Source organism: Nonomuraea sp. NPDC050328, from assembly GCF_044459405.1.
Lineage (GTDB): Bacteria > Actinomycetota > Actinomycetes > Streptosporangiales > Streptosporangiaceae > Nonomuraea.
In genome coordinates this window covers 1-21618 of sequence record NZ_JBITIW010000008.1, presented here as the reverse complement: position 1 = coordinate 21618, position 21618 = coordinate 1, and the positions used below count along the sequence as shown (strand labels likewise).

General features: G+C 71.1%; 21 protein-coding genes. 9 read left to right on the top strand and 12 right to left on the bottom strand.

All coding sequences use genetic code 11. The features are described from left to right. Positions 1 to 7 precede the first annotated feature (7 nt). The 3 genes from ACIBG7_RS27695 to ACIBG7_RS27685 all read right to left on the bottom strand — a co-directional run bounded on the left by ACIBG7_RS27695 (position 8) and on the right by ACIBG7_RS27685 (position 2543). On the bottom strand, positions 8 to 622 hold the full coding sequence (locus ACIBG7_RS27695; protein ID WP_397338356.1) for a neutral zinc metallopeptidase: 615 nt from the start codon (positions 620 to 622) through the stop codon (positions 8 to 10). Positions 623 to 882: 260 nt separating this feature from the next. After that, positions 883 to 1716: a neutral zinc metallopeptidase gene (locus ACIBG7_RS27690; RefSeq protein WP_357921278.1), complete on the bottom strand. Its 834-nt coding sequence runs from the start codon at positions 1714 to 1716 to the stop codon at positions 883 to 885. Positions 1717 to 1763: 47 nt separating this feature from the next. After that, positions 1764 to 2543 carry a neutral zinc metallopeptidase gene (locus ACIBG7_RS27685; RefSeq protein WP_357921275.1) on the bottom strand — a complete coding sequence of 260 codons (780 nt, stop codon included), beginning with the start codon at positions 2541 to 2543 and terminating at the stop codon, positions 1764 to 1766. Between the two features lie 170 nt (positions 2544 to 2713). Here ACIBG7_RS27685 and dxs point away from each other — a divergent pair, with 170 nt between their 5' ends. Beyond that, a complete protein-coding gene (dxs, locus tag ACIBG7_RS27680) occupies positions 2714 to 4591 on the top strand; it encodes a 1-deoxy-D-xylulose-5-phosphate synthase (protein WP_397338143.1) in 1878 nt (625 codons plus the stop codon). A gap of 213 nt (positions 4592 to 4804) precedes the next feature. Here dxs and ACIBG7_RS27675 read toward each other — a convergent pair whose 3' ends face one another. The 5 genes from ACIBG7_RS27675 to ACIBG7_RS27655 form a co-directional block, all read right to left on the bottom strand. Beyond that, the gene (locus ACIBG7_RS27675) at positions 4805 to 5275 is read right to left on the bottom strand and encodes a hypothetical protein (protein WP_357921272.1); all 471 of its coding nucleotides are present in this window, start codon (positions 5273 to 5275) and stop codon (positions 4805 to 4807) included. A 33-nt stretch (positions 5276 to 5308) separates the two neighbouring features. Beyond that, entirely contained in the window at positions 5309 to 6100 is a 792-nt protein-coding gene (locus ACIBG7_RS27670; RefSeq protein ID WP_397338142.1) for an ArsR/SmtB family transcription factor, read from the bottom strand. 51 nt (positions 6101 to 6151) lie between these two features. After that, positions 6152 to 6760: a cysteine hydrolase family protein gene (locus ACIBG7_RS27665; RefSeq protein WP_357921267.1), complete on the bottom strand. Its 609-nt coding sequence runs from the start codon at positions 6758 to 6760 to the stop codon at positions 6152 to 6154. Positions 6761 to 6838: 78 nt separating this feature from the next. Beyond that, the gene (locus ACIBG7_RS27660; protein ID WP_357921265.1) at positions 6839 to 7825 is read right to left on the bottom strand and encodes a GlxA family transcriptional regulator; all 987 of its coding nucleotides are present in this window, start codon (positions 7823 to 7825) and stop codon (positions 6839 to 6841) included. A gap of 62 nt (positions 7826 to 7887) precedes the next feature. Then, on the bottom strand, positions 7888 to 8544 hold the full coding sequence (locus tag ACIBG7_RS27655) for a VTT domain-containing protein (RefSeq protein WP_357921262.1): 657 nt from the start codon (positions 8542 to 8544) through the stop codon (positions 7888 to 7890). Between the two features lie 86 nt (positions 8545 to 8630). On the opposite strand from ACIBG7_RS27655, the gene ACIBG7_RS27650 reads away from it, so the two are divergent. The 6 genes from ACIBG7_RS27650 to ACIBG7_RS27625 all read left to right on the top strand — a co-directional run bounded on the left by ACIBG7_RS27650 (position 8631) and on the right by ACIBG7_RS27625 (position 15385). Beyond that, positions 8631 to 10106: an amino acid permease gene (locus tag ACIBG7_RS27650; RefSeq protein ID WP_357921259.1), complete on the top strand. Its 1476-nt coding sequence runs from the start codon at positions 8631 to 8633 to the stop codon at positions 10104 to 10106. 107 nt (positions 10107 to 10213) lie between these two features. Then, positions 10214 to 11338, top strand: a complete 1125-nt coding sequence (locus tag ACIBG7_RS27645) for a substrate-binding domain-containing protein (RefSeq protein ID WP_357921256.1) — start codon at positions 10214 to 10216, stop codon at positions 11336 to 11338. A gap of 75 nt (positions 11339 to 11413) precedes the next feature. Continuing rightward, positions 11414 to 12181 (top strand): ATP-binding cassette domain-containing protein, encoded by a 768-nt coding sequence (locus ACIBG7_RS27640; protein ID WP_357921253.1) that lies wholly within the window; start codon positions 11414 to 11416, stop codon positions 12179 to 12181. Beyond that, positions 12178 to 13404: an ABC transporter permease gene (locus tag ACIBG7_RS27635; protein WP_357921250.1), complete on the top strand. Its 1227-nt coding sequence runs from the start codon at positions 12178 to 12180 to the stop codon at positions 13402 to 13404. Before ACIBG7_RS27640 ends, ACIBG7_RS27635 begins: the two co-directional genes overlap by 4 nt. Positions 13405 to 13438: 34 nt before the next feature. Then, a complete protein-coding gene (locus ACIBG7_RS27630; protein WP_397338141.1) occupies positions 13439 to 14644 on the top strand; it encodes an ROK family protein in 1206 nt (401 codons plus the stop codon). Between the two features lie 72 nt (positions 14645 to 14716). Continuing rightward, on the top strand, positions 14717 to 15385 hold the full coding sequence (locus ACIBG7_RS27625) for a hypothetical protein (protein WP_397338140.1): 669 nt from the start codon (positions 14717 to 14719) through the stop codon (positions 15383 to 15385). Here the strand turns inward: ACIBG7_RS27625 and ACIBG7_RS27620 are convergent. The 4 genes from ACIBG7_RS27620 to ACIBG7_RS27605 form a co-directional block, all read right to left on the bottom strand. Continuing rightward, positions 15373 to 15753, bottom strand: a complete 381-nt coding sequence (locus ACIBG7_RS27620) for an SSI family serine proteinase inhibitor (protein ID WP_357921241.1) — start codon at positions 15751 to 15753, stop codon at positions 15373 to 15375. The two genes, ACIBG7_RS27625 and ACIBG7_RS27620, sit on opposite strands and share 13 nt — an antisense overlap. A 111-nt stretch (positions 15754 to 15864) precedes the next feature. Beyond that, positions 15865 to 17955 carry a 3-hydroxyacyl-CoA dehydrogenase NAD-binding domain-containing protein gene (locus ACIBG7_RS27615; protein ID WP_397338139.1) on the bottom strand — a complete coding sequence of 697 codons (2091 nt, stop codon included), beginning with the start codon at positions 17953 to 17955 and terminating at the stop codon, positions 15865 to 15867. Beyond that, a complete protein-coding gene (locus ACIBG7_RS27610; RefSeq protein WP_397338138.1) occupies positions 17952 to 19154 on the bottom strand; it encodes a thiolase family protein in 1203 nt (400 codons plus the stop codon). The genes ACIBG7_RS27615 and ACIBG7_RS27610 overlap by 4 nt, the downstream gene beginning before the upstream one ends. A gap of 123 nt (positions 19155 to 19277) precedes the next feature. Continuing rightward, on the bottom strand, positions 19278 to 19589 hold the full coding sequence (locus tag ACIBG7_RS27605) for a helix-turn-helix domain-containing protein (protein ID WP_357921232.1): 312 nt from the start codon (positions 19587 to 19589) through the stop codon (positions 19278 to 19280). An 89-nt stretch (positions 19590 to 19678) separates the two neighbouring features. On the opposite strand from ACIBG7_RS27605, the gene ACIBG7_RS27600 reads away from it, so the two are divergent. Beyond that, positions 19679 to 21076: an MFS transporter gene (locus ACIBG7_RS27600; protein WP_357921229.1), complete on the top strand. Its 1398-nt coding sequence runs from the start codon at positions 19679 to 19681 to the stop codon at positions 21074 to 21076. Further along, positions 21073 to 21618, top strand: a 546-nt coding sequence (locus tag ACIBG7_RS27595) for an FAD-dependent monooxygenase (protein WP_397338137.1), incomplete at its 3' end; no start/stop codon positions are given. The genes ACIBG7_RS27600 and ACIBG7_RS27595, both read left to right, overlap by 4 nt.

Here is a 21618-nt window from a genome sequence, read left to right as displayed (position 1 = left end):
CCGGAGGTCAGGCGACGCGGCTGGAGGGGGCGGTGAAGGTGTTGCACGCCCCCGGGTCGGCCGCGCGGAAGCCGCGGGAGACCCAGTAGGCCCTGCTCCGGCCCTTGCCGTGGTCCTTGACCTTGCTGTTCTCGTCGCCGCTCTCGCGCATGATGTCCAGGAGGTAGTCCCAGTCGGCGGCCGAGCGGTCGAGGGAGTCCCAGATGCTGCCGATGAAGGCGGCGCCGAGACAGTCGGCCTGCAGCTCGAGCCGCCGCCACTGCTCCAGTTCCTCCTTGCGGTGGCGGTAGGGGATGTACTGCCAGGCCTTGGTGATCCCGGCCAGGTCCTGGAGGTGGTGGCCGTACTCGTGGCCGATGAGGTGCATGAGGTAGAGGTCGGACGGGTCTTCCAAGGCGTTCTTGTCCAGCAGCACCACGAAGTGGTCGCTCTCGTGGCAGTAGGCGGCGCCGGCGTCGCCCCACTTGCTGCCGCAGAAACGCTTGGGCTTGGTGATGAAGCCGATGGTGGGCCGCGTGAACCGGATGCCGGCGGCCTTGAAGTGCGCGCCCCAGGTACGGCCCAGGCAGTCGAACACCTTGCGGGAGTACGCCTTCGCCTGGGTGAGGTTCTGCGACTCCAGCGGGGGCTCGGCGCACGCCGTCGAGGGCAGGTCGCCGCTCTTGTAGAGCTTGTTGTGCGTCAGGACGCGGTTCTTGATCGGGTAGGCGGCTTCAGCAGGGGCGACCGAACCGGTGGCGCTGAGGGCGAGCGTCAGAACGAAAGGGGAGCATCATGAGAGCAGTGTGCTGGCTCGCCATCAATATGCGATTAAAACGCGAAAAATGGGGGCGATGTCACAGACATCGCCCCCATGTTCAACCAGGGAGGCCGGGAAGGGCGTCAGGCGACGCGCTTCTTGGAGGCCGTCCAGGTGTTGCAGGAGCCCGGCTCCGGCTTGGTGAAGCCGCGGTAGAGCCAGTAGCGCTGGCTGGTCAGCCGGCCGTGGGTGGGCGAGCCGGTGATCAGGTCGGGGGAGTTGCCGTAGCCGGTGACGGCGTCGCTGGTGCCGCCCAGCTCGTGCTCGGCCATGTCCTTGAAGTCGGCCTTGCTGCGGCCCAGGGACGGCCACACGCTGCCGATGAAGGCGCCCGCCCAGCAGTCGGCCTGCAGCTCGGTGCGGCGGCTGATCTCGTACCAGGTGTTGTCGGTGTACTTGCCGTAGGCGTAGGCCTTCCAGATGCCCGCCTGGTTCTGCACGTGGTGACCGTACTCGTGGGCCAGCACGCCCATGAGCGTCATGTCGTCCGGGTCGAGCAGCGCGTCCGGGTTGAGCAGGACGGTGAAGGTCTGGTCGAGGTGGCAGTACACGGCGAGCATCGCCGGGTTGTCGATCTTGCCGCAGCGGCCGATCGGGTCGCCGATCCGCTGGGCGATGGCGAACTTGGGCTCCTTGAACTTCAGCCCGGCCTTCTTGAACTGCTTGGACCAGGTGGTGTTGAGGCAGTCCAGGAGGCCTTCCAGGTACGCCTGGGCGCCGGCCACGTCGCCGCGCGAGTAGCGGCCCTCCTCACAGGTCTTCAGCGGGAAGGCGCCGACCCGGTAGATGGGGTTGGCGATCAGGGCCTTGACCTTGGGGATGGGGTCGGCGCTCGCGGCCTGGGCGGCGCCGCCGGTGAGGCCGGCGCTGAGCGCGAGAGCCACTCCGCACACCAGCGCCTTAACGGAATTACGCATGGCAAGGGACCCTATATCAAGGTAAAGCAGGGGCAAAGAACGGTAATTCACGAAACGGCGGCGGATTTCGCCGCCCAGGTGTTGCACGACAGCGGCGAGGCGGAGGCGAAACCCCGTTCCATCCACACCGCCTGGGTGGCGCCCTTGCCGTGGTCGTTCTGCGCCCAGCCCTTGTGCCCGTTGCGCCGGAACCAGTTGACCGCGTAGTCCCACTCGTCCTGGTCGACGGGGAAACTCTCCTTGATGCTGCTCATGAAGACCGCCGACAGGCACTCGGCCTGCAATTCCGACCGCCTCGACAACTGCAGCCGGGTGGCCACCCCCGCGGCGGAGCGGGCGGTCCAGTAGTAGTGCCAGATCCCGGCGCTCTCCTGGACGTGGTGACCGTACTCGTGGGCCAGCAGCCGGGCCACCCCCAGCGCGAACGGCTGGCGCAGCGCGGCCTGGTTGATGAGCATGTAGATGGTGCGGTCCTCGGAGCAGTAGACGCCGTCGGCGCCGGTGGCCCAGGGGCCGCACCCGGTGGTCACCGGCGCGGTCACGAAACGCAGGGCGGGCGGGGCGAAGGAGAGGTTCGCCTGGCGGAACTCCGCGCCCCACGCGCGGTTCAGGCAGCCGGTGAGGTTCACCAGGAAGCGCTTGTAGCCCTCGACGTCGTCCTTCTCCAGCGTCCCCGGCGCGCAGCCGGTGCGGGCCAGCTTGCCGGTCCGGTACAGCGGGCTGTGCGTGGCCACCCGGGCGGCCTGCGCGCGCTGGCCCGCCCCCGCCGGCTCGGCGGCGGCGCGGGTCGCGGGGGCGTGCGCGGTTCCGGCACTGATCGCCAGCATCGCCAACACGAGCGCGGCCAGTGAAGAAACTCGTCTTATGGGGCGAGTGTTCATCTTGAGGGAAAGACTAGGTCAAGATCAGACATACGCTCGTTAAGTCCGGTCAAGTGGGGTCCCGGCCCCTCCACGAACTAGACTCTGGGTGTCGGCTAGCAGGAGGGGACCTATCCGTGAGCGACTTGCTTGCCTCTGTCCGGGGGCCGCACGACGTCAAACGGCTCGACGTGGAGGAGCTCGCGACACTCGCGGCGGAGATACGCGACCTGCTCGTCGACTCGTGCGCCAGGACCGGCGGCCACCTCGGCCCCAACCTCGGCGTGGTGGAGCTGACCATCGCGCTCCACCGGGTCTTCGACTCGCCGCGCGACCCGATCATCTGGGACACCGGCCACCAGGCGTACGTGCACAAGATGCTCACCGGACGCACCACCGGCTGGGACCGCCTCAAGCAGGAGGGCGGCCTGTCCGGCTACCCGAGCCAGGCCGAGTCCGAGCACGACTTCGTGGAGAACTCCCACGCCTCCACCGCGCTGTCCTACGCCGACGGCCTGGCCAAGGCCTTCCGGCTGCGCGGCGACGACGAGCGCACGGTGGTCGCCGTCATCGGCGACGGCGCCCTGACCGGCGGCATGGCCTGGGAGGCGCTCAACAACATCGCCGAGACCGACGACCTGCGGGTCGTCATCGTCGTCAACGACAACGGCCGCTCCTACTCGCCGACCATCGGCGGGCTCGGCCGCCACCTCGCCTCGCTGCGCGTCACCCGCCGCTATGAGGACATGCTGGAGTACTTCAAGGGCAAGCTGGAGAACGTCCCGCTGGTCTACGACGCGCTCCACGGGTTCAAGAAGGGCGTCAAGGACATCGTCTCGCCGCAGGTGATGTTCGAGGACCTCGGCCTGAAGTACGTCGGGCCCATCGACGGCCACGACGAGCAGGCGATGGAGGCGGCCCTGCGCAAGGCCCGCGACTTCGGCGGCCCGGTGATCGTGCACACCCTCACCCAGAAGGGCCGCGGCTACGCCCCCGCGGAGAACCACGAGGAAGACCAGTTCCACTCGCCCGGCGCCTTCGACCGCGCCACCGGCCTGGAGAAGCCCAAGGGCCGCATCTGGACCAACGTCTTCAGCGAGGAACTCGTCAAGCTCGGCCGCGACCGCGAGGACCTCGTCGCGATCACCGCGGCGATGCTGCACCCGACCGGGCTCAACGAGTTCGCCGCCGCCTACCCCGAGCGCATCTTCGACGTCGGCATCGCCGAGCAGCACGCGCTGACCAGCGCCGCCGGCCTGGCCCTCGGCGGGCTCCACCCGGTCGTCGCGGTCTACGCCACCTTCCTCAACCGGGCCTTCGACCAGCTCCTGATGGACGTGGCCCTGCACAAGCTGCCGGTCACCGTGGTGCTCGACCGCGCCGGCGTCACCGGCGACGACGGCGCCTCGCACAACGGCATGTGGGACCTGTCGATCCTCCAGGTCGTCCCCGGGCTGGAGATCGCGGTGCCGCGGGACGGCGAGCGGGTGCGCGAACTGCTGCGCGAGGCCGTCGCCAAGGACGTGCCGACCGTGCTGCGCTTCCCCAAGGGGCCGGTCGCCGAGACGCTGGAGGCGGTCGGCAAGCTCGGCGAGATGGACGTGCTGCGCGCCGGCGACCCCGACGTGCTGCTGGTCGCCGTGGGGCCGATGGCGCACGCGGCGATGGAGGCGGCCGTGCTGCTCGACGCGCAGGGCATCTCGGCGACCGTGGTCGACCCCCGGTGGGTCAAGCCGCTCGACCCGGCGCTGGTGCTGGCGGCGGGGGCGCACAAGCTGGTCGCGGTGGTCGAGGACAACGGGCGGGTCGGGGGCGTCGGCGACGCGGTCGCGCGGATGTTGCGGGATGCGGATGTGGACGTGCCGGTGCGGACGTTCGGGATTCCGCAGCGGTTCCTGGATCATGCGAAGCGGGCGGCGATTCTGGGGCAGATCGGGCTTACTGGGCAGGATTTGGCTCGGGAGATCACTGAGGCGGTTGCTCGGCGGTCTGCGCCTATTGATGCTCCTCGGTAGTTTCGCCGTAGGGGGCGGGGCGCCGTACTGGGGCATGGGCCTGATGCTGGGGTTCTCGCCGCATAGGTGAAACGGCGGGCGGCGGGCCGTCCTTTAAGGGGCCGCCCGCCGTACAAGTGGAACGGCGTACGGCGGGCTCCCTCTAATCGAGGGGCCCGCCGTACGCCGGTTACCGGCGGGCTCCCTCTAACCGAGGGGCCCGCCGTAGTCCGTTTACCGGAGGGTGAGGAGTTGGCGGGTGTGGGTGGGGAGTTCCACCTCGGCCAGCCCGGTGAGCAGGTCACGCAGCGGCATGAGCTGGTCCACCAGCACCTTCCCGTCGGACAGCAACAGGGTGGGGACCTGGGTGTCGAGCTCGGCCGGGGTCAGCGCGGCCCCGGTGGTGAGGGCGCAGAGCGCGGCGCCCTGGGCGCGGAGCCGCTCGGTCAAGCCGGTCCCGCCGCCGGAGCGGTCGATCAGGCGGTCGATGGTCCAGAGGTCGAGCGCGACGCGGTTGTCGTAGACGGCCCCGGTCCCCGAGGCGATGGCGGAGGCGGTGGTGAGGGTGGTGGCGGTGACCAGCGACACGTGCGCCAGGATCTGCTCCGCGTTCCACCCGCCGTCCGAGGGCGCCGGGCCCGGGAATCCTGCCGCGTCCGCCTCGGCGGCGGCCTCCAGCAGAGCCCGGAAAGCCTGCTCCAGCATGTCTGCTCCCTTCGCTGATCGAAGACGCGGTGGTCAGGCGTTCTGGTCGTCCATCTCCCAGGGCGCCTGAGGCAGCACGTCGCCCGTCTCCAGCAGCGACTTGAGGTTGGACAGGACGGCGGGCCAGCCCTTGGAGATGCCGTTGAACATCTCGACGTTCGGCAGGTTCTCGTGCGTGACGGTGAGCCGGACGATGTCCTCGTGCGGCTCGATCAGGAAGGTCACGACCGACGGGTCGCGCCGCGCCTCCAGGTCGTCCTCGAAGGTGACGACCAGGCTGTGGGGCGGGTCGGTCGTCAGCACCTTCCCGATGATGTCGAGGTGGCCGGACTCGTCGGCCCGCCGGTGCTCCCAGGTCGAGCCTTCCTGCCAGTCGGAGATGTTGGCGTGTGCCCAGTACCGGGCGGTCAGGTCGGCGTCGGTCAGGGCCTTCCACACCTGCTCGGCGCTCGCGCGGATGTAGGTGACGTAGACGTAGCTGGGCAAGGTGCTGGTCTCGGTGGTCATGGCGTACTCCTCTGCCTGGCGTTTGATGGCGCCGAGGGCTCGCAGCCGGGGCTGGTCGAAGCCGGAAATCCAGCGTTCCTGGATCTCGTTGATCGGTGCCGGGTTCAGGTAGTGCAGCCGTTCGCGGCCCCGCCGGACGACGGTGACGAGGCCGGCGGCGACCAGCACGTCGAGGTGCTGGGTCGCCGCCTGCCGGGTCATCCCGAGCCGGGCGCTGAGTTCGTTCAGCGTCTGGCCGTTGTGCTCCCGTAGCCGGTCGAGCAGGAGTCGCCTGGTCGGATCGGCGAGCGCTTTGAAAATCGCATCGATGGCGGCCACCTCTCCATTATGCAGGCATTCACTTGCCTATTGTCAACGGCGCGCCCTCGCTCAGGCGGGCAGGTCGTCGGCCGTGGCCGCGACCAGGCCGAACAGGTCGCCGATGGTGACCAGCGCGGCGTCGTGCAGCGCCTCGGCGCTGACCGCGCCACCGCCGTGCCGGGCCAGCGGCCGGGTGGCGCAGGCGTCGGCCACGACCGTGGGCCGGTAGCCGAGGTTGAAGGCGCCCTGCGCGGTGAAGCTGACGCACATGTGCGTCATGAACCCGGCCAGCACCAGGTCGGGCCCGGCGTCCAGGCCCTTGAGCACCTCCAGCAGCTCGGTCTCGTGGAAGGCGTTGGGGAAGGTCTTGACGACGACCGGCTCGCCGTCGCGCGGGGCGACCTGCGGGCTGATCGAGCCGATCTCGGCCCGGATGTCGTACGGCGAGCCGGGCCCGCCGTCGTTGACGACGTGCACGACGCGGGCCCCGGCGGCACGGGCCCGCTCCAGCAGCCGCGCCCCGGCCTCGAGTGCCCGCTCGGCGTCGGGCAGGGCCATGACGCCGGTGCGGTAGGTGTTCTGGTAGTCGATGAGGACGAGGGTGGCCCCGGCCAGGCTGGGCAGCTCGGCGGGCAGGCCGACGACCTCGCGGAGGGTGGGTGAGACGGTGCCGGTCATGGTGGTTCCTTTCGATGGAAGGGCAGGCTCGCGCCGCCGCGGGGCGGCTGAAGAACGAGCGGGAGAAGAGGGGCCGGGTCAGACGGGGATGGTGCGGAAGCGGCGGCGGTAGGTGCCCGGCCCGGTGCCGAGGCGGCGGCGGAAGGCCCGGTGCAGCGTCTCCACCGAGCCGAGCCCGCTGTCGGCCGCCACCCGCTCCAGCGGCAGGTCGGTGGTCTCCAGCAGCCGCCGGGCCACCTCCACCCGGGCCGTCTCGATGTAGGCACCCGGAGTCGTCCCGGTCTGCTGCCGGAAGACCCGGGCGAACTGCCGCTGGCTGAGCCCCATCCGGGCGGCGAGCTCGACCGGGGTGAGCTCCTCGGCGAGATGCTCGGCGATCCACAACCGCAGCTCGTCGATGCCCCGCCGCCCGGAGGGGGCCTGCGCGAGCGGCACGCTGAACTGGCTCTGGCCGCCCTGGCGCTTGAGGTAGATCACCAGCTCGCGCGCCACACCGAGGGCCAGTTCCTCGCCGTGGTCCTCGGCCACCAGCGCCAGGCTGAGGTCGAGGCAGGTGCTGATGCCCGCCCCGGTCCAGACCCGCCCGCTGGAGCGCACGAAGATCGGGTCGGGGTCGACGGTCACCTCGGGATGCTCGGCCGCCAGTTGTGCGGCCGTGGACCAGTGCGTGGTGGCGGTCAGCCCGTCCAGCAGCCCGGCGTCGGCCAGGATGTGCGCGCCGACGCACACCGAGGCCACCCGCCGGGCCAGCGGGGCGGTCCGGCGCACCCAGGCCACGACCTCGGGAGCGCTGAGCGCCCGCGGTCCCGACCCGGTGAGCTCCACGGCACCCGGGACTAGCAGGGTGTCGACCTGGTCGCCGACCTCGTCGAACCGCAGGTCGGCGAGGATCCGGACGCCGGCCGAGGTGGTCACCGTGCCGCCCTCGGGCCCGGCCAGCCGCACGTCGTACAGCGGGCGCCCGCTCACCCGGTTGGCCAGGGCGAAGACCTCGGCCGGGCCGGTCACGTCGAGCAGATCGACGTGCGGGAAGAGCGTGATGACCACGCGGTGTGCGGCTGACATGCGGATATTCTCGCCGAACGGAGCGAATGACGGCAACGACAGTTCTCTGTCAGTTAAGGACATCAGCCTCGGCGCGGGCCGGCGGCTCGCCGTACCCTGAAGACGCGGCGGGCCAGCAGCGAGCCGGCGGTGATGACCAGGACGACCGTGCCGAGCACCGGGATGAGCAGCTCGGCGTGCTCGCGGACGACCTGCCCGGCGGCGGCGCCGAGGGTGAGGTAGGCGCCGACCCAGCTCACCGCCCCGGCCATCGCCCAGGGCAGGAAGCGGCGGTAGGGGACGCCGAGCATGCCGGCGACCGCGGGCGTCAGGGCGTGGACCACCGGCAGGAAGTACGCCAGGGCGACCGCCCAGCCGCTGCGGGCGAACAGGGACTCGGCCTGCGCCCAGCGCTCCTCGCCCACCCGGCGGCCCAGGCGGCCCTCGCGCAGCCGCCTGCCGTACCGGCGGCCGAGCCAGTGACCCGCGCTCGCGCCCAGGAAGCAGGCACTCACCCCGGCGAGGGTCAGGCCGGCGACCTCCCAGGGGCTGTCGGCGGTCGTCCCGGCGACCAGGAGCAGGCCGTCGCCGGGGATGACCAGCCCGACGCCGACGGAGGCGTCGAGCGTGAGGAAGGCCAGCAGCAGCGGCCACACCACGCCCGCCTCCTGCCGGGCGAGGAGGTCGAGCAGGTCGATGAGCATCATCCCAGCCTGCCGCCGGGGAAAGGGCCAGGTCATCGGGGGTTGTCCCTGGGATGTCCCTGAGACCGACCGGCCGGAGGGAGGAGGCGCATGATCACCGCAAGTGTGGGCAGCATCACAACGTGGAGACCTTTCGCACCCGGAGTCTTTTTCGCACCAAGAGTGTCGAACAGTCGATTCGCGACACCGAGGAGCCGGAACACCGGCTGCACAAGCGCCTGTCCGCCGTCGACCTGACGGTCTTCGGCATCGGCGTGATCATCGGCACCGGCATCTTCGTGCTCACCGGCCAGGTGGCCAAGGACACGGCCGGCCCGGCGGTGGCCGTGTCGTTCCTGGTCGCGGGCGTGGTGTGCGCGCTGGCGGCACTCTGCTACGCCGAGTTCGCCTCGACGGTGCCGGTGGCCGGGTCGGCCTACACCTTCTCCTTCGCCACGCTCGGCGAGTTCCCGGCCTGGATCATCGGCTGGGACCTGATGCTGGAGATGGCCCTGGCGGCGGCGGTGGTGGCGGTCGGCTGGTCGGGCTACCTCAACTCGCTGCTGGGCACCGCGGGCATCCACCTGCCCGACGTGATCGCCAGCGCGGAGACCGGTTTCATCAACCTGCCCGCGATGGCGGTGGTGGCGCTGCTGACGCTGGTCCTGGTGGCCGGGATCAAGCTGTCCTCGCGCGTCAACCTGGTCATCGTGGTGATCAAGGTGGCGGTGGTGCTGCTCGTCATCCTGGCGGGGCTGTTCTTCATCAAGGGCGCCAACTACACGCCGTTCATCCCGCCGGCGCAGCCGTTGCCGCCGGGCAGCGGGTTGCAGGCGCCGCTGATCCAGGTGCTCTTCGGCATCAGCCCGGTGGCCTTCGGCGTGATCGGCATCTTCTCGGCCGCGGCCATCGTCTTCTTCGCCTTCATCGGCTTCGACATCGTCGCCACCGCCGCGGAGGAGACCATCGAGCCGCAGCGCGACCTGCCGCGCGGCATCATCGGCTCGCTGCTGATCTGCACGCTCCTCTACGTCGCGGTGTCGCTGGTGGTGGTGGGCATGCAGCCCTACACCCAGCTCAGCGAGGAGGCGCCGCTGGCCGACGCGTTCACCTCGGTCGGGCAGCCGTGGATCGCCTCGCTGATCAGCCTGGGCGCCATCGCCGGTCTGACCACCGTGGTGATGATCCTGCTGCTGGGCCAGACCCGGGTGCTGTTCGCGATGAGCCGCGACGGGCTGCTGCCGCGCTCGCTGGCCCGGGTGCATCCCAAGTACGGCACGCCGGCGCGCGCCACGCTGCTGGTCGGCGCGGTCTCGATGGTGCTGGCCGGGTTCATCTCGCTGGGCGCGCTGGCCGAGCTGGTCAACATCGGCACGCTGTTCGCCTTCGTGGTCGTCTCGCTCGGCGTGATCGTGCTCCGCCGGACCCGCCCGGACCTGCCGCGCGCCTTCCGCACCCCGTTGGTGCCGTTCATCCCGGTGCTGTCGATGCTGGCCTGCCTCTACCTGATGCTCAACCTGCCGGTGGAGACCTGGCTGCGCTTCCTGGTCTGGATGGTGATCGGCATCGCGATCTACTTCGTGTACGGCCGCCACCACAGCAGAGTGCTCGGCCGATAAGTTCCTCCGGACAACAAACGTTACAGTCCTGTGTCTGGCATCTCTCGTGGGCGAGAATTACGTTGTGCCAAACAACATTCACCCCCCATGAGAAAGGCCCACGCGTCATGCGCAAGGGGATCTTCACAACCGGCGCCGCCCTGGTGGCGCTCTCCCTCGGTCTCACCGCCTGCGGGGGCGAAAGCGGTGAGACCACCGCCGGCACCGGCACCTCACCGGCCGCCTCGGCGCCGGCCGCGGGCAAGGCCGGCAAGATCGGCGTCATCCTCCCGGACAGCAAGTCGAGCGCCCGCTGGGAGACCGCCGACCGCAAGTACCTGGAGGAGGCCTTCAAGGCCGCGGGCGTCGAGTACGACATCCAGAACGCCCAGGGTGACAAGGCCGCCTTCCAGACCATCGCCGACCAGATGATCACCGGCGGTGTCACCGTGCTCGCCATCGTCAACCTCGACAGCGGCACCGGCAAGGCCGTCCTCGACAAGGCCAAGGCCCAGGGCATCGCCACCATCGACTACGACCGCCTCACCCTCGGCGGCAACGCCGACTACTACGTCAGCTTCGACAACACCGCCGTCGGCCGGCTGCAGGGCGAGGGCCTGGTCAAGTGCCTGACCGACCTCAAGGCCGACAAGCCGGTCGTCTCGCGGCTGAACGGCTCGCCCACCGACAACAACGCCACGCTCTTCAAGCAGGGCTACGACGGCGTGCTGCAGCCCAAGTTCGACGCCGGCGAGTACGTCGCCGGGCCGGACGACTCGGTGCCCGACTGGGACAACGCCCAGGCCGGCACCATCTTCGAGCAGCAGCTCACCAAGGAGCCGAAGATCGCCGGCGTGCTGGCCGCCAACGACGGCCTCGGCAACGCCGCCATCTCGGTGCTGAAGAAGAACAACCTCAACGGCAAGGTCCCGGTCACCGGCCAGGACGCCACCGTCCAGGGCCTGCAGAACATCCTCAACGGCGACCAGTGCATGACCGTCTACAAGGCCGTCAAGCAGGAGGCCGAGGCCACCGCCAAGCTCGCGATCGAGCTGGCCAAGGGCGGCAAGCCCGCCGCGACCGGCACCGTGAAGGACACCGAGTCCGGCAAGGACGTCCCCGCGGTCCTGCTCACCCCCGTCGCCATCTTCAAGGACAACGTCAAGGACGTCGTCGCCGACGGCTACGTGTCCAAGGACGAGCTGTGCGCCGGCGAGTTCGCCGCCAAGTGCACCGAAGCCGGAATCAGCTAGTTCCCCCGCGTACGGCTACCGCGTAGAAAGAGGCGGTAGCCGTACGCACCCCCCTTCTGCAAGGAGCAGCCCACCGTGACCACCCCGGTCCTGGAGCTGCGCGGGATCGACAAGAGCTTCGGTCCCGTGCAGGTCCTTCACGACGTCGCCTTCTCGGCGTATCCCGGAGAGGTGACCGCCCTCGTGGGCGACAACGGAGCCGGCAAGTCCACGCTGGTGAAGTGCATCGGCGGCATCTACCCGATCGACTCCGGCGAGTACTTCTTCGAGGGCGTGCCCGTGCAGGTGAGCAGCCCGCGCGACGCCGCCGCCCTCGGCGTGGAGATCGTCTACCAGGACCTGGCGCTCTGCGACAACCTGGACATCGTGCAGAACATGTTCCTGGGCCGGGAGCGCAAGAGCGGCCTGGTCCTGGACGAGGCGACGATGGAGGAACTCGCCGCCAAGACGCTGGCGAGCCTGTCGATCCGCACCGTCAAGTCGCTGCGCCAGCACGTCGCCAGCCTGTCCGGCGGCCAGCGGCAGACCGTGGCCATCGCCAAGGCCGTGCTGTGGAACAGCAAGGTCGTCGTCCTGGACGAGCCGACCGCCGCGCTCGGCGTGGCCCAGACCGCGCAGGTGCTCGAACTGGTGCGGCAACTGGCCGACAAGGGCCTGTCGGTCGTGCTCATCTCGCACAACCTCAACGACGTCTTCGCCGTCTCCGACCGGATCGCGGCGCTCTACCTCGGTCGCATGGCGGCCCAGGTCAAGGCCTCCGAGGTCACTCACTCGCAGGTCGTCGAACTGATCACCTCCGGCCGCAGCGGCTCGCTCGGCCTGACGAACGGCAGTGGCTCATGAGCGTCGACACCCTGCCCAAGAAGGCCGAGTCGCAGGTCATCGTCCAGGACTACGTCGAACGCGTGCGCGGCGGCGACCTGGGCGCGCTCCCGGCGATCTTCGGCCTGGTCGTGCTCGTCGCCGTCTTCTCGGTGCTGCGGCCGATCTTCTTCTCGCCCGGCAACTTCGCCAACCTGCTCACCCAGGGCGCGGTCTACGTCGTCATCGCGATGGGCCTGATCTTCGTGCTGCTGCTGGGCGAGATCGACCTGTCGGCGGGCTTCGCCAGCGGCGTCTGCGCGGCCATCCTGGCCATCACGCTGACCAACCTGGGCTGGCCCTGGTACCTGTCCGTGCTGGCCGCCATGATCACCGGCGCCTTCATCGGACTGATCCTCGGCACCCTGGTGGCCAAACTCGGCATCCCGTCCTTCGTGGTGACGCTGGCCGCCTTCATCGCCTTCCAGGGCATCGTGCTGCTGCTGCTCAAGCAGGGCACCAACATCTCGGTGCGCGACGAGATCATCTTCGCCGTCGCCAACAAGAACCTGCCGCCGTGGCTGGGCTGGGCGCTGGCCGGCGCCGCCGTGGCGGGCTACGCCGCGGTGCAGCTCGTCCAGGTGCGCAACCGCAGCCGGCGGGGGCTGGCGACCGCCCCGGCGCTGGTGATCGGCGGCCGCATCGCCGCGGTCGCGCTGGTCATCGGGCTGGCCGTCTACGTGCTCAACCTGGACCGCGGGCGGCTCATCCCGCTCATGGGCGTGCCGATCGTGGTGCCGGTCATCCTGTTCTTCCTGCTGGTGTGGACCTTCGTGCTGCGCCGTACCGCCTTCGGGCGGCACATCTACGCGGTCGGCGGCAACGCCGAGGCGGCCCGCCGCGCGGGCATCTCGGTGGACCGGGTGAAGATCGCCTGCTTCGTGATCTGCTCCTTCATGGCCTCGGTCGGCGGCGTGCTGGCCGCCTCGCGCGCCGCGTCGGTGGACCCCAACACCGGCGGCAGCAACGTGCTGCTCTTCTCGGTGGGCGCGGCGGTCATCGGCGGCACCAGCCTGTTCGGCGGCAAGGGCCGGGCGCTGGACGCGATCCTCGGCGGCGCGGTGGTCGCCGTGGTGGAGAACGGCATGGGCCTGATGGGCTACGGCGCGGGCCAGAAGTTCGTCGTCACCGGCTCGGTGCTGCTGCTGGCCGCCAGCGTGGACGCCCTTTCGCGTAAGCGGGCCGCCGCCACCGGCCACCGATAGGGTGGACCTCTCCCACCACCCGAAGGACGGAACGATGCGTGCTGGTCCCTCTCAGGAGGAGATCCGCCGGTACAACCTGGGCACCCTGCTCCGCCACGTGCACCTCGGCGGTCCCACCTCCCGGTCCGAGCTCACCAGCCGGATGGGGCTGAACCGCAGCACGATCATGGCGCTCACCGCCGACCTGGCCGCCGCCGGGCTGGTGCGCGAGGAACTGCCCAGGGAGACCGGCCGCGCCGGCCGTCCGTCGCTGGTCGTGCGGCCGGAGTCGGCCCGCATCTACGTGCTCGCCTTCGACGTGGGCGTCGACCGGCTGGTCGCGGCCCGCGTCGGGCTGGGCGGGGTGGTCCTCGACCGCCGCGAGGCCGTCCGGCCGCGCGGCACCTTCGACCTGGCCGAGGTGGTCGCCACCCTGGCCGGCTTCGCCCGGCAGATGCACCGCAAGACCCGTCCCGACACCATCTGCGTCGGCGCCGCCGCCGCCTTCTGCGGGGCGGTCCGCGAGTCCGACGGGACGGTGCACTTCAGCCCCAACCTGGCCGGCTCGTTGGCCGACGTGCCCTTCGGCCAGGAGCTGAGCCGCAAGCTGGCCATGGGCCTGCCGGTCACCGTCGGCAACGACGCCAACCTGGGCGCGCTGGCCGAGCACAGCCGGGGCGTGGGCGCCGGCAGCCGCAACCTCATCTACCTGCACGGCGACGTCGGCATCGGCGGCGGCATCATCGCCGGCGGCAACCTGCTCGGCGGGCACGACGGCTACTCGGGCGAGGTCGGCCACATGATCGTCAACCCGGGCGGGCGGCTGTGCGGCTGCGGCTCGCGCGGCTGCCTGGAGGCCGAGGTGGGCGAGCGGGCGCTGATGGACCACGCCGGCCAGAGCGGCGCGGTCGGCCGGCAGGCGGTCCGCACCCTGGTCGACGCGGCCGACCGGGGCGACATCGCCGCCCGCGACTCGGTGCACCGCGTGGGCGACTGGCTGGGCATCGGGGTGGCCAACCTGGTCAACATCTTCAACCCCGAGATCGTCATCTTCGGCGGCATGCTCCGCGAGCTCTACCTCGGCTCCGCCGCGCAGGTGCGCAGCCAGATCAACACCAGCGGGCTGCCCGTCGCCCGTGACGGCCTGCGCCTGCGCACCTCCGCGCTGGGCGACGACGTCACCCTCGTGGGCGCCGCCGAACTGGCCTTCGCGCAGATGCTGGCCGACCCGCTGGAAGTGCTGGCCCGCTCCAGCAACTGACCCGCTCCGGCAACTGACCGCTCCGGCCGCATCATCGGAGAACCCCGGGGCGCCGGCCGGTGTAGTCCTGGCATGAGACGACTGCTGGTCCTCCTCGCCCTGCTCGCCCCCGTGCTGGCCCTGGCGGCGCCCGCCCGGGCGGGCGGCTGGGCGGTCACCTACCTCGACCCGGTGCCCGCGACCTTCCAGCCGGGCACCTCCTACACCCTCGGCTCGTGGCTGCTGCAGCACGGCAACCACCCCTACGGCGGCGCCGAGTCCGACCTCAAGGTCGGGCTGCGCTTCACCGACGGCAAGCGCAGCCTCGCCTTCGACGCCGTCAAGCTCAAGGAGCCCGCCCACTACGCCACCGCCGTCGCGCTGCCCGCGGGCACCTGGCAGGTCGTCGGCGTGCAGGAGTGGTTCGCGCCGTTCGAGCTCGGCACGCTCACCGTGCCCGGAGCCTTCACCGCCAAGCCGCTGCCCGCCGAGGCCAAGGCCGCCGCGGCCGACTGGCTGAACGGCAACGGCGGCAAGGACCCGTGGGGCGCGGTCCGCCCGCCGGGCCTGGGCGGCAAGGCGCCCGCCGCCGCTGCCCCGGCCCAGCCGGCCGCGCCCGCCGCGCTCGCGCCGGTGTCACCGGTCGCGGCCGCGGTCGAGGCGCCGTGGTGGCGCTCGCCGTACGCCGGCCTGCTCGGGGTGCTCGCCGTGGGCGGGCTCGCCCTGCTGGCAGTACGGCGGAGCAGACGTCAGAGCTTGTAGAGCGCCCGCCCCTCGGCGGTCATCAGGCAGCCGTTGCCGAAGGTGCGGGTGAAGTCGACCCGCTTGCCGTACCAGCGGCCACGGACGGTCACTGTGTGCGGCCGGTACTCCTTGGTGCAGATCGTGCCGGGGTCGGTGAGCCGGGCCGGGTTGCCGCGCACCGAGCGCAGCACCTTGCAGGCGGCCTTGGGCGTCGGGTGCGAGCCGCCCGCGCGGCCGCAGGTGAGCCGGGCGTGCTTGACCGGCAGGCCCTCCACCGCGACGGTGATCTTGAGGGACGCGCCGGGCCGGTGGTGGTCGGCCAGGGCAGGGGCGGCGGAGCCCAGGGCGACGGCCCCGGCCATGGCGAGAACGGTGAGGATCTTCATGGGTCTGGTCTTCCCCCGGTGACTCGATGACAGGTGTCCTACACCTCACAGGACGGCAAAGGCCCGCCGGAGGTTCACTCCGGCGGGCCTTTCGCACCGATTCGCCGAGAACTACGACGGCATCGTCGCGCCTTCGGCCTTCGGCTCGGGCAGCGAGGCCACGCCCGGCGGCAGGAAGCGCGGCTGCGCGACGCCCGCGCGGTCGAGGTAGGGCGTGATCCCGCCCAGGTGGAACGGCCACCCGGCGCCGAGGATCATGCACAGGTCGATGTCCTGCGCCGCCGCGACCACGCCCTCGTCGAGCATGAGCCGGATCTCCTCGGCCAGGGCCTCCAGCACGCGCACCCGGACCTGCTCGGCGGTGGAGGCGTGGTCGCCGCCGGCGAACAGCGCGACCGCCTCCTCGTCGAGGGTGAAGTCCGGCTTGTAGACGCCCGGCTTGCCGGAGGCGACCAGCTCGGCCATGTTCGCCGAGATGCCGAAGCGGTCGGGGAAGGCGGCGTGCAGCGTCTCGGACACGTGGTGGCCGACGGCCGGCCCGACGAGCTGGAGCAGCGCGAACGGGGTCATCGGCAGCCCGAGGTCGTCGAGAGCGTGCTCGGCGACCGGCAGCGGAGTGCCCTCGTCCACGGCGGCGATGACCTCGCCCATGAAGCGGGTCAGCAGCCGGTTGACCACGAACGCGGGCGCGTCCTTGACCAGCACCGAGGACTTCTTCAGCGTCTTGCCGACCGCGAAGGCGGTGGCCAGGGTGGCCGCGTCGGTAGAGGCGCCCTTGATGATCTCCAGCAGCGGCATGACCGCGACCGGGTTGAAGAAGTGGAAGCCGACCAGCCGCTCGGGGTGCTTCAGCTCCGAGCCCATCTCGCTGAGCGAGAGCGAGGAGGTGTTGGTGGCCAGCACGCACGTCTCCGAGACGTGCTCCTCGACCTCGGCGAAGACCTTCTTCTTGACCGCCATGTCCTCGAAGACGGCCTCGATGACAAAGTCGGCGTCGGCGAAGGCGTCCTTGGTCAGCGACCCGGTGACCAGGCCCTTGAGCCGGTTGGCCTGGTCGCCGCTGATGCGCTTCTTGGCCAGCAGCTTGTCGACCTCGGCGTGCACGTAGCCGACGCCCTTGTCCAGGCGGGCCTGGTCGAGGTCGGTCAGCACGACCGGGACCTCCAGGCGGCGGGCGAACAGCAGCGCCATCTGCGAGGCCATCAGGCCCGCGCCGACGACGCCGACCTTGGTCACCTTGCGGGCCAGCGCCTTGTCGGGCGCGCCCGCCGGCCGCTTGGCGCGGCGCTGGACCAGGTCGAAGGCGTACAGGCCGGCGCGCAACTCGTTGCCCATGAGCAGGTCGGCCAGGGCCTCGTCCTCGGCGTCGAAGTCGACGCCGTCCTTCGCGCTCAGGATCAGGTCGAGCGCACGGTAGGGGGCCGGGGCCGCGCCGCGCAGCTTCATGTCGACCAGGAAGCGGGCGTCGCCGACGACCTTCTCCCAGTCCTCCTGCGGCAGGGTCCGCTCGACCGTGATCTCGCCGCGGACGACCTTGGAGGCCCAGCGCAGCGACTCCTCCAGGAAGTCGGCCGGCTCGAAGATCGCGTCGGCGACGCCGAGCTCGAAGGCGTCGCGGCCCTTGATCATGCGGTTCTGGGCCAGCGGGTTCTCGATGATCAGCTTGATCGCCTTGGCCGGGCCGATCAGGCGGGGGAGGAGCTGCGTGCCGCCCCAGCCGGGCACCAGGCCGAGGAAGCACTCGGGCAGCGCGATGGCCGGCACGCCGCTGGAGACGGTCCGGTAGGCGCAGTGCAGCGCGATCTCCAGGCCGCCGCCCATGGCCGCGCCGTTGACGAAGGCGAAGGTCGGCACCTGCAGCGCGCCCAGGCGCTTGAAGACGTCGTGGCCGAGCCTGCCGATCTGCAGGGCCTGGTCGCGGTTGCGCACCAGGGCGGCGCCCTTGAGGTCGGCGCCGACGGCGAAGATGAACGGCTTGCCGATCACGCCCACCGCGGCCAGGTCGGTGCGCGCCTCGATGGCGTCGAGCGCCTGGGCGAGCAGCGTCAGGCCGCCGGGGCCGAAGGTGTTGGGCTTGGTGTGGTCGAAGCCGTTGTCGAGGGTGATCAGCGCCATGGTGCCGGCGCCGCCGGGCAGCTCCACGTCGCGGACCAGGGCCTTGGTGACGACCTCGTCCTTGAACAGCTCGCTGATGTCGCTCATGCCGCGGCTCCCTCGAAGGCGCAGTTCTCCCAGATCACGGTGCCGCCCATGCCCATGCCGACGCACATCGTGGTGATGCCGTAGCGCACCTCGGGGCGCTCGGCGAACTGGCGGGCGAGCTGGGTCATCAGCCGCACGCCGCTGGAGGCCAGGGGGTGTCCGAAGGCGATGGCGCCGCCGTACTGGTTGACCTTGTCGGAGTCGTCGGGCAGGCCGAAGTGCTCCAGGAAGGCCAGCACCTGGACGGCGAAGGCCTCGTTGATCTCGAACAGCCCGATATCCGAAATATCCAGGCCTGCGAGCTTGAGCGCCTTCTCCGTCGACGGGATCGGGCCGACGCCCATCACCTCGGGGTCGACGCCGGCGAAGGCGTAGGAGACCAGGCGCATCCGCGGGGTCAGGCCCAGGTCCTCGGCCGCCTGCCGCTCGGCCACGATGCAGCCGGTGGCGCCGTCGTTGATGCCGGAGGAGTTGCCCGCCGTCACGTTGCCGTGCGGGCGGAACGGGGTCTTCAGCGCGGCCAGGCCGTCGAGTGTGGTGCCGGGACGCATCGACTCGTCGGCCGTGGCCAGGCCCCAGCCCTGCTCGGCGGTGCGGATGGCGGTCTCGACCAGGTCGGGCTGGATCTTGCCGTCGGCGTAGGCCTTGGCGGCCTTCTCTTGGCTCAGCACGGCGTAGGCGTCCGCGCGCTCCTTGGTGATGCCCGGGTAGCGGTCGTGCAGGTTCTCCGCCGTCATGCCCATGACCAGCGCGCTGGGATCGACCAGCTTGTCGGCGAGGAAGCGCGGGTTCGGGTCGACGCCCTCGCCCATCGGGTGGCGGCCCATGTGCTCGACGCCGCCGGCGATGGCCACGTCGTAGGCGCCGAACGCGATGCCGCCCGCGACGCTGGTGACCGCGGTCATCGCCCCGGCGCACATGCGGTCGATGGCGTAGCCGGGCACGCTCTTGGGCAGCCCGGCCAGGACCGCGGCGCTGCGGCCGATGGTCAGGCCCTGGTCGCCGATCTGGGTGGTGGCCGCGATGGCGACCTCGTCCACCCGCTCGGGCGGCAGGTTCGGGTTGCGCCGCATCAGCTCACGGATCACCCGCACGACCATGTCGTCGGCCCGCGTCTCCGCGTACTGCCCCTTCGGGCCCGACCTGCCGAAAGGCGTGCGTACGCCGTCGACGAACACGACGTCACGAGAGGAAGGCACTCTTTCGCTCCTCGCTGGATGGAAGCTTTCCCCTCCATGCTACTCGCCGGTAACTATCGGCTTCGCTTGGGCGGGTAAGGCGGCGTGGCGCGCCCCGTCGATCAAGGACCGATCGGGCGGCGATCAGGGGCCGGTGAGTTCGCGGTCCTCGGCGAAGACCAGGTCCAGTAGGCCGGGGAAGCGGGCGTTGATGTCGTCCAGGCGCAGCCGCTTGAAGTTGTTGCGGCCCTGGCTGCGCTCCCAGACCAGGCCGCTCTCGCGCAGCACGCGCCAGTGGCCGGTCTGGGTGGACTTGGGGACCTCCGGCATGACCAGGCCGCAGGCCATCTCCTCGCCGGAGGCGAGCGCGCGGACCATGCGGGCGCGGATGGGGTGGCCGAGCGCGGCGAGCACGTCGATCAGGTCGATCTGGTCGCGAGTGGGGTGGAGCGCCATGGAGCCATCCTATGCGGCTTGACGAGATTGGTTCGATAATACGAGAATCACGAACTGTTCGTGTTTACCGTACTGACGTAAGGACCCTCGTGACCGCGCAACGCAAGGGCTGGGTGCTGGCCCTGCTGGCCCTCTCCCAGCTCATCACCGCCCTCGACTTCTACATCGTGATCGTCGCCCTGCCCGACATAGCCGCCGACCTCGGCTTCTCACCCCAGACGTTGCAATGGGTGGCCAGCGCCTACGCGGTGACCTACGGCGGGTTCCTGCTGCTGGGCGGCCGGGCGGCCGACCTGCTGGGCCGCCGCCGGATGTTCGTCCTGGCCATGGCCCTGTTCGCCGGCTCCTCGCTGGCCGGCGGGCTGGCCACCGGCCAGGAACTGCTGGTCGCGGCCCGCGCGGTGCAGGGACTGGGCGGCGCGCTGCTCTTCCCGGCCACGCTCTCCCTGGTGAACACCCTGTTCGCCGAGGGCAGCGCACGCAACCGGGCCCTGTCGGTGTGGAGCGGCGCCGGCGCCAGCGGCCTGGCGATCGGCTCGCTGCTGGGCGGGCTGCTCACCGGCTGGTGGGGCTGGGAGGGCGTGTTCTTCGTGAACGTGCCGCTGGCCGTGCTCGCCATCGCCGCCGCCTACCGGCTGCTCCCGGCCGACGCGCCCCGCGAGCGCGGCCGCCGCTTCGACCTGCCGGGCGCGGTGCTGGCCACCGGCGGCGTCACGCTGCTGGCCTTCGCGCTGATCCAGGGCCCGGAGTCCGGCTGGGGCTCGCCGCTCGTCCTGGGCGCCTTCGCCGCCGCGGCGATCCTGCTCGGCGCGTTCGTCGCCGTCGAGCGGGCCAGCCGTGACCCGCTCATGCCGCTGAGCCTGCTGGCCAACCGCAGCCTGCGGCCGGCCATCCTGGTCATCCTCATCTTCGGCGCCACCTTCAACGCCCAGCCGTACTTCCTGACCATCTACTTCCAGAACGTCCTGGGCTACGGCGCCATCACCACCGGCCTGGCCTTCCTGGTGCCCTCGCTGCTCATCATGATCGGCACGCAGCTCGGCGGGCGGCTGGCCGGCCGGCTCGGCATGCGCACGCTCCTGCTGGCCGGCACGGTCGGCGGCGCGCTCGGCTCGGCGGTGCTCGCCCTCGGCGTGCTGGCCGACAGCTCCTACTGGAGCATCCTGCCCGGCGTGCTCGTCCTGAGCGTCAGCCAGGGCTTCACCTGGACCGGGATGTGGATCGCCTCGGCCACCGGGGTCGCCGCGGGCGAACAGGGCGTCGCCTCCGGCATGGCCTCCACCGCGCTCCAGGTCGGCTCGGCGCTGGGCCTGGCCGTGCTGGTCGCCGCCGGCGGCATCGGCGAGGCCGCGCCCGGGGCGGAGCTGGCCGGCGGGGTCCGGCTGGCGCTGTTCCTGACCGCCGCGGGCATCCTCGCCGGGAGCCTGGTGTCGCTCACCTTCGCCAGGAAGAGCGCGCCGGCCGAGCCGGTGCTGGTGTCGGCATGATCGACGTCGCCATCGCGGGCGGCGGGCCCGTGGGGATGCTGCTCGCCGCCGAACTCGCCCTGCAGGGGGTGCGGCCGGTGGTGTTCGAGCGGCTTGCCGTACCGACCGGGGAGTCCAAGGCGGGCACCCTGCACGCCAGGACCGCGCAGAGCCTGCTGCGGCGTGGCCTGCTGGAGGAGACGGGCTGGCCGACCTACGGCAGCCAGCGCTTCCACTTCTCCGGCATGTTCGGGCTCGACCTGGGCGCGGTCGCCACCGACGGGCCGTCCATCGTGGGCAGCCCGCAGGCCCACGCCGAGCAGGTCTTCGCCGACCGCGCCACCCGGCTCGGGGCGCGGATCCGGCGCGGCGCCGAGGTCACCGGCCTGGTCCAGCACCCCACGCACGTCACCCTCACCGTCGGCGGCGAGGAGGTCCAGGCCCGCTACGTGGTCGGCGCGGACGGCGCCCCCCGCGCCGTCCGCAAGGCCGCGGGCAACGCCGTAGTAGGCACCCCCCCCCGGGTGGCCCGCCGGATGGGCGAGGTACGGCGCGCGCCGGGC